Origin of the sequence: Salsuginibacillus halophilus (genome assembly GCF_003014715.1) — a bacterium.
GTDB lineage: Bacteria > Bacillota > Bacilli > Bacillales > Marinococcaceae > Salsuginibacillus > Salsuginibacillus halophilus.
Genome location: NZ_PYAV01000016.1, coordinates 46,796 through 53,001 on the forward strand (window position 1 = coordinate 46,796; position 6,206 = coordinate 53,001).

General features: G+C 48.7%; 4 protein-coding genes. 2 read left to right on the forward strand and 2 right to left on the reverse strand.

Annotated elements, in window-relative coordinates:
• Positions 1 to 565: 565 nt before the first annotated feature.
• On the reverse strand, positions 566 to 955 hold the full coding sequence (locus tag B0H94_RS13575) for a rhodanese-like domain-containing protein (protein ID WP_106589808.1): 390 nt from the start codon (positions 953 to 955) through the stop codon (positions 566 to 568).
• Between the two features lie 156 nt (positions 956 to 1,111).
• Between B0H94_RS13575 and B0H94_RS13580 the strand changes: the two genes are divergently transcribed.
• Positions 1,112 to 1,948, forward strand: coding sequence for a lipoate--protein ligase family protein (locus tag B0H94_RS13580; RefSeq protein ID WP_106589812.1), 837 nt, complete (start codon positions 1,112 to 1,114; stop codon positions 1,946 to 1,948).
• 2 nt (positions 1,949 to 1,950) lie between these two features.
• On the opposite strand, the gene dat is transcribed toward B0H94_RS13580, so the two are convergent.
• Entirely contained in the window at positions 1,951 to 2,802 is an 852-nt protein-coding gene (dat, locus tag B0H94_RS13585) for a D-amino-acid transaminase (RefSeq protein ID WP_106589809.1), read from the reverse strand.
• A 386-nt stretch (positions 2,803 to 3,188) separates the two neighbouring features.
• Here dat and B0H94_RS13590 point away from each other — a divergent pair, with 386 nt between their 5' ends.
• On the forward strand, positions 3,189 to 5,753 hold the full coding sequence (locus B0H94_RS13590) for a vitamin B12-dependent ribonucleotide reductase (protein WP_106589810.1): 2,565 nt from the start codon (positions 3,189 to 3,191) through the stop codon (positions 5,751 to 5,753).
• Positions 5,754 to 6,206 lie beyond the last annotated feature (453 nt).

Consider the following 6,206-nt stretch of genomic DNA (forward strand, 5'->3'; position numbering starts at 1 on the left):
GTAGACAAACTCTTGAAAAAGCGAAGGCTGACGTCGCTTTTCGGCGGACGTTTGCACCCGGAGGCACAAGTGCGACATCGGTTTGACCTGCGCTAACGCTTGAACGCACCGTGTCTTCTTAGCCCCCGTCACGGCCTCAACTTCCTCGGCAGAACGTCACTGCCTGTGGGGTTTTCGGCTCGCGCTGTTCCTGGTGGCGTCGCCGATGCTCGTCAGCCTTGCGTCATTTGCTGGTCATGAATTATAGAGATCTTTTTTGATCAAGCGATATTTACATGAATCAATTTCATCATGATGCTTCATGAACGATTAAGCGAACCATATCCATTGGAAATGATTAACCTGTAAATTGACAAGTAACCGAACTAAAAGACGCGACTCCCAGAGGGTTAAGCCAAGCCCTCGGAAAAGCGTCTGTCTGAAAGTGAGGTTACGTTCATGATTCGGTTTTTGTCCTCTTCATGCGTAGCCCCTGAAGCTCGGAGCAGTAATCTGTGCGTGAATTTTAAGTTTTGTACATTGCAGACAGTTAAAGCGGCCCCGGTTCTATGACGGGGCCGCCTTCTCATTTTTTCTGTTTAATTTTACCGTCCCAGCGCTTGAAGCCTTTTTTCAAGTGGTTCAAGTCCTCGTGACCGTGCTTTTTCTTCAATAGTCTTGCTGCCTGGCGGCTGCGCGCGCCGGACTGGCAGTAAAGATAAACAGGCTGGTCGGTGCGGATTTCATTTAAACGCTGCTTCATCTGCGATAGCGGGATGTTTCTCGCTCCTAAGATGTGACCGCCGTTATATTCACGCGGCTCGCGCACGTCAATAATTTGAGCTTTCCGGTAGTTTTCACGGAACTCACTTGGTGTGAATTCAGTTAAATATTTCGGTGTAGCCAATCGGCGGTAAAGCATGAAACCGATAAAACCGATCAACAGCCCCCAGAGAATGAGTGTAAAAATATCCATGTGGAGTGTCTCCCCCTTTGTACAAATTCGCTAAGTCCAATAGCTATTATAAAAGGAAACGCCCGGGTGATGCAAAACAAATCCGTTCACTTTCTTTTTTTTTCGTCGTCTGCTAAACTTCTTTCTGCAGTCATTGCAGAAAGGAACGTGGAAGCTATGACGAAAGAACAATGGTATTTTATTGATTCCGGAGCATGTTCACCGGCTTATAATATGGCACTTGATGAAATGTTGTTATCATGGCACAGCGAAGGGAGAATTCCGCCGGTTGTCAGGTTTTATGACTGGGACCCGGCCACGCTTTCCATCGGATATTTTCAAAAAGTAGATAAAGAAATTGATACAGAAGCCGTGTCTAAGCATAACCTTGGCTTTGTGCGCCGGCCGACAGGTGGACGGGGCGTGCTACACGACGATGAGTTAACGTATAGTGTGATTGTTAGTGAAGAACATCCAGCGATGCCAGCAACGGTGACAGAAGCGTACCGTGTCATTTCTGAAGGAATTCTGCAAGGGTTTCGTGAGCTCGGATTTCAAGCAGAGTTTGCCGTGCCGCGTACAGAAGAAGAAAAAGAAGCTTTAAAAAATCCGCGTTCAGCCGTGTGCTTTGATGCACCAAGCTGGTATGAACTTGTCGTTGAAGGACGGAAAGTTGCCGGCAGTGCACAAACGCGGCAGCGAGGCGTCATTTTACAGCACGGCTCCATTATTCTTGATGTGGATGAAGAGCAGCTGTTTGATTTATTTAAATACCCAAGTGAACGGGTGCGCCGCCGGATGCAGGATGCGTTTAAAACAAAAGCGGTCTCGCTTCGTGAGCTTGCCGGTCAAACCGTACCAATGAAAGATGTCCGCCCGGCATTTTACCACGGCTTTCAAAAAGGGCTTGATGTTGAGCTTGTGCCGTACGAATTAACGAAAGAACAAGAAGAAGAAGTCCAGGCCCTGGCTGCCTCGCGTTATGGCAGTGAAGCCTGGACGTACCGGCGGTAACACTACTTGGCTCCGGTTTCATGCTCTACAGCGGCGTCAAAGGCCCGCTGGAGGGTGCGGGTGATTTCTCCTGCCGGAACATTTGCTGTGAGGTCACCTCTTAGTGTTGTAACCGGGGTCACTTCAAACGAAGTGTTCGTCATAAAAATTTCATCACTCGCGGCAAGCTCCTCAAGGCTGAAAGCTTCCTCGCGGACAGGAATCCCGGCTTTTTCTGCTTCGTTGATCACATATTGACGGGTAATGCCGTTTAAAATAAAATGATTGGCCGGATGGGTGAAGAGCGTTCCGTTCTGAACGATAAATACGTTGGAAGAAGCACCTTCGGTAACGGTGCCGTCGCGGTGCATTATCGCTTCTTGAGCACCGGCATCCTGGGCTTCTTTCTTCTTGAAAATATTGCCGAGCAGGTTAATCGTTTTAATATCACAGCGCAGCCAGCGGATATCATCAGCCACCCAGGCGGTGATCCCTTCCTGCTGCAGTACGACCGGGACTTCTGCTTCCTGAGCAAAGCCTGTAACCACAGGGGTCAATTCTTGGCTGTAAACGTGGCTGCGTTCTTCAGCGCCGCGGGTGATCTGTACGTATATGTAGCCGTTCGTTAAATCGTTGGCATCGACGATCTCCTGCATGCGCTTGGCGAGTGTTTCTGCTTCGTAAGGCATAGGCATGTCCATTTCCTGCATGCTTCGCTTAAGTCGGTTTAAATGCGGGGTTAATGCAAAAATTTTGCCTTGATAAACGCGGACGACTTCATAAATGCCGTCACCGAAAAAATAGCCGCGATCATAAAGTGGCAACTGTACATCTTGTTCTGTCATAATACTTTCATGGAAAAGTACATAGCGCATAAGACAGCCTCCTTCATTTAGATATCTTTATGTTATAGGATGAACGGTGGTTTGTACACAAGAAAGCTCTGCAATAACCGCCAGAGGTGCGTTTTAGGTTTGTCAACAGGCAAACCGCTTATTTTTCGGTTTCAGGACAATATATAGTAGGGAATTGTGAAAACAACACACTATATATTGAATTGTTTGAAGCTGTTGTGATATGTTGAATGTAGAAGAAGTTGCTTTGATTTTGGTAAAAGATGAAGTATCATATCAATTGGATTTTTCAAATCACAAGTAGTTGAAAGACAGTGCAAGCCCGGACTTAAAAAGTTGTAGTCTGGCGTATTAAAAGCAGCCGGTACCGCCGGTTGCTGATGTTGATTTTCGAGGAGGTAAGCGTTATGGCGACGGCAATGACACAAACAGCCATTAATGTTGAAAAGCTGAATGAAGATATTGCGAAGTTCCCCCAGGTACACCCGATCACACCGAATATGAACACGACCCAAAGCGGTGTTTCCCGGCTCGTGATGCTCGACCGTTACACGTTCAAAGACACAGAGAAAAAGACGCTCACTGAAGGAGATTTTGTTGTCTTAACGGTGAAAGACGACCCGAAGTTTCCGGCCCGTGGGTACGGCTTTATTACCGCGGTTGATGTTGATGAGAACCGGGCGGATATTCGCGTTGATGACGATTTTAAAGGTGTACTGACTGACGAAACGGAAGCAGAAACCGGGATCGTCCGCCGTTCACTAGATGTTGTTGAAAAGCCGCTTGAGATTTACTATGAGCAGATCGCTAAGCGTAACGCTACAGGCCTTGCTTCGGTAGAGGCAACACCTGAACAGCGTGAAGAAGCGTTTCAACAGTTTTATAAACAGCTTGTTAACATGAACTTTGTCCCGGCCGGACGCGTATTGTACGGCGCAGGGGCAGAAACGGATGTAACGTATTTCAACTGTTACGTAATGCCATTTATGGAAGATTCTCGCGAAGGGATTTCTGAACACCGTAAGCAGGTGATGGAAATTATGAGCCGCGGTGGTGGTGTTGGGACAAATGGCAGCACCTTGCGTCCACGCAATGCACTTGCCCGCGGGGTGAACGGCAAATCTTCCGGCAGTGTTTCCTGGCTTGATGATATCGCTAAGCTTACCCACCTCGTTGAACAAGGCGGTTCACGCCGCGGTGCCCAGATGATTATGCTGGCTGACTGGCACCCAGATGTTTTAGAGTTTATTATTTCAAAAATGCAGAATCCTCGTATTCTCCGGTATTTACTTGAGCACATCGAGGATGAAGAAATTCAAGGCTTAATTCAAGAGAAACTGAAATTCACACCGCTCACAACGGTGGAAGAATCGATGTACATGAGCATTCTTAATTATAAAACAATGCCGGGCCGCGGCGGTTTTGATGACAAAGTCATTGAAGAAGCTGAAACGAAGCTGCGCGACGGCGGCACGTATGCGGTACACAACCCTGAATTTCTATCAGGTGCGAATATTTCTGTCTGTCTTACGAAAGAATTCATGGACGCTGTGGAAAACAATGAAGTTTATGAACTCCGTTTTCCGGATGTAGAAAACTACTCTTCAGAAGAAATGAAAGCTTACAACGAGCGCTGGCAGGAAATTGGCGATGTTCGCGAATGGGCGGATGAAGGTTTCGGCGTAAAAACGTACCGCAGCATTCAAGCGACAGATTTATGGCAGTTAATCAATATCTGTGCCACATACTCTGCAGAGCCGGGCATCTTCTTTATCGACAACGCCAACGAACAAACGAATGCCCAGGCGTACGGCCAGAAAGTTGTAGCGACGAATCCGTGCGGAGAACAACCCCTGGCGCCGTACAGCGTATGTAACTTAGCTGCGGTTAATTTGGCACACATGGCTGACAAAGAAGCGAAGCAAGTCGACTTTGCGCAGTTGAAAGAAACTGTAGCAACCGGGGTTCGAATGCAGGATAACGTGATTGATGCCACCCCGTATTTCTTAGAAGAAAACACAAAGCAGGCGAAAGGCGAACGCCGGATCGGTCTTGGCGTCATGGGGCTGCATGACCTGCTCATTTACGCCCAGACAAAGTACGGTTCTGAAGAAGGAAACGCCTTAGTCGATGAAATTTTTGAAACGATTGCGACAACAGCGTACCGGACGAGTATTGAACTTGCGAAAGAAAAAGGGAGCTTTCCATTTCTCGTTGGTGAAACAGAAGCAGAAACGAAGCAGCTGCGTGAAGCGTTTATCGCTACCGGCTACATGCAGAAAATGCCGCAGGACATTAAAGACGGCGTCCTTGCTTACGGCATCCGCAACTCACACTTGTTAACTGTTGCACCAACAGGAAGCACCGGTACAATGGTCGGGGTTTCCACAGGGCTTGAGCCGTATTTCTCCTTTAAATATTACCGCAGCGGCCGGCTCGGTAAGTTTATTGAAGTGAACGCAGATATTGTTCAGGAGTATTATGATGAACACCCTGAACAAGAAGGAGAACCGCTTCCTGATTGGTTTATTTCTGCGATGGATCTACCGCCGGAAGCACACGCGGATCTGCAGAATGTCATCCAGAAGTGGGTGGACAGCTCCTTGTCCAAAACGGTAAACGCACCGAAAGGGTACACCGTGGAACAAGTACAAAATGTATATGAGCGCTTGTACCGCGGCGGTGCCAAAGGTGGCACAGTGTATGTTGATGGCAGCCGTGATGCTCAGGTGCTTACGCTGTCTGCTGAAGAGCCTGAACAAGAGCAGGGCTCGCTGCTACCGGAAGAGGAGCAGGAAGAAGAACAGAAAGTAGTCGTCGTTGATACGATTCAAGACGTTCGTTCCACATCAGTTAATGTCGGCGGTGAAGTCGGGGACACATGCCCGGTATGCCGCTCAGGTCACATTGAAGATATCGGCGGATGCAACACGTGCACAAGCTGCGGTGCGCAGCTGAAGTGCGGATTGTAACGCCTGTAAGCCTCCGGAGATGATTCCGGAGGCTTTTTTTGGTGTGCTGCCCAGCGCATTGGCGAAGCGAGGCACGACCTCAGGCTGGCGAGGCACGACCTCGGCGAAGCGAGGCACGATCTCAGGGGAGCGAAGCACGACCTCGGGTGAGCGAAGCACGACCTCAGGGGAGCGAAGCACGACCTCAGGGGAGCGAAGCACGACCTCGGGTGAGCGAAGCACGATCTTAGGGGAGCGAGGCACGATCTCAGGTGAGCGAGGCACGATCTGGACTCCTGTCAATAAAGTGGACACTATATGCCACAGATTGGCACATTTATAATCGTAATCTGCTGCTGAATTTTCTCAAAAAACGGGACTCTCTCCGGGCTCTTCGCTTTCTCCCTGATCTTACGATACCGAGTGTGCTTCTTTGGTTATGGTGTACGCTGAATGTGCCTTTGTATACGCCAT

Coding starts and splice junctions, on each gene's coding strand:
- B0H94_RS13575 (WP_106589808.1), bottom strand. CDS start 955: ATGGATATTTTTACACTCATTCTCTGGGGGCTGTTGATCGGTTTTATC.
- B0H94_RS13580 (WP_106589812.1), top strand. CDS start 1,112: ATGACGAAAGAACAATGGTATTTTATTGATTCCGGAGCATGTTCACCG.
- dat (WP_106589809.1), bottom strand. CDS start 2,802: ATGCGCTATGTACTTTTCCATGAAAGTATTATGACAGAACAAGATGTA.
- B0H94_RS13590 (WP_106589810.1), top strand. CDS start 3,189: ATGGCGACGGCAATGACACAAACAGCCATTAATGTTGAAAAGCTGAAT.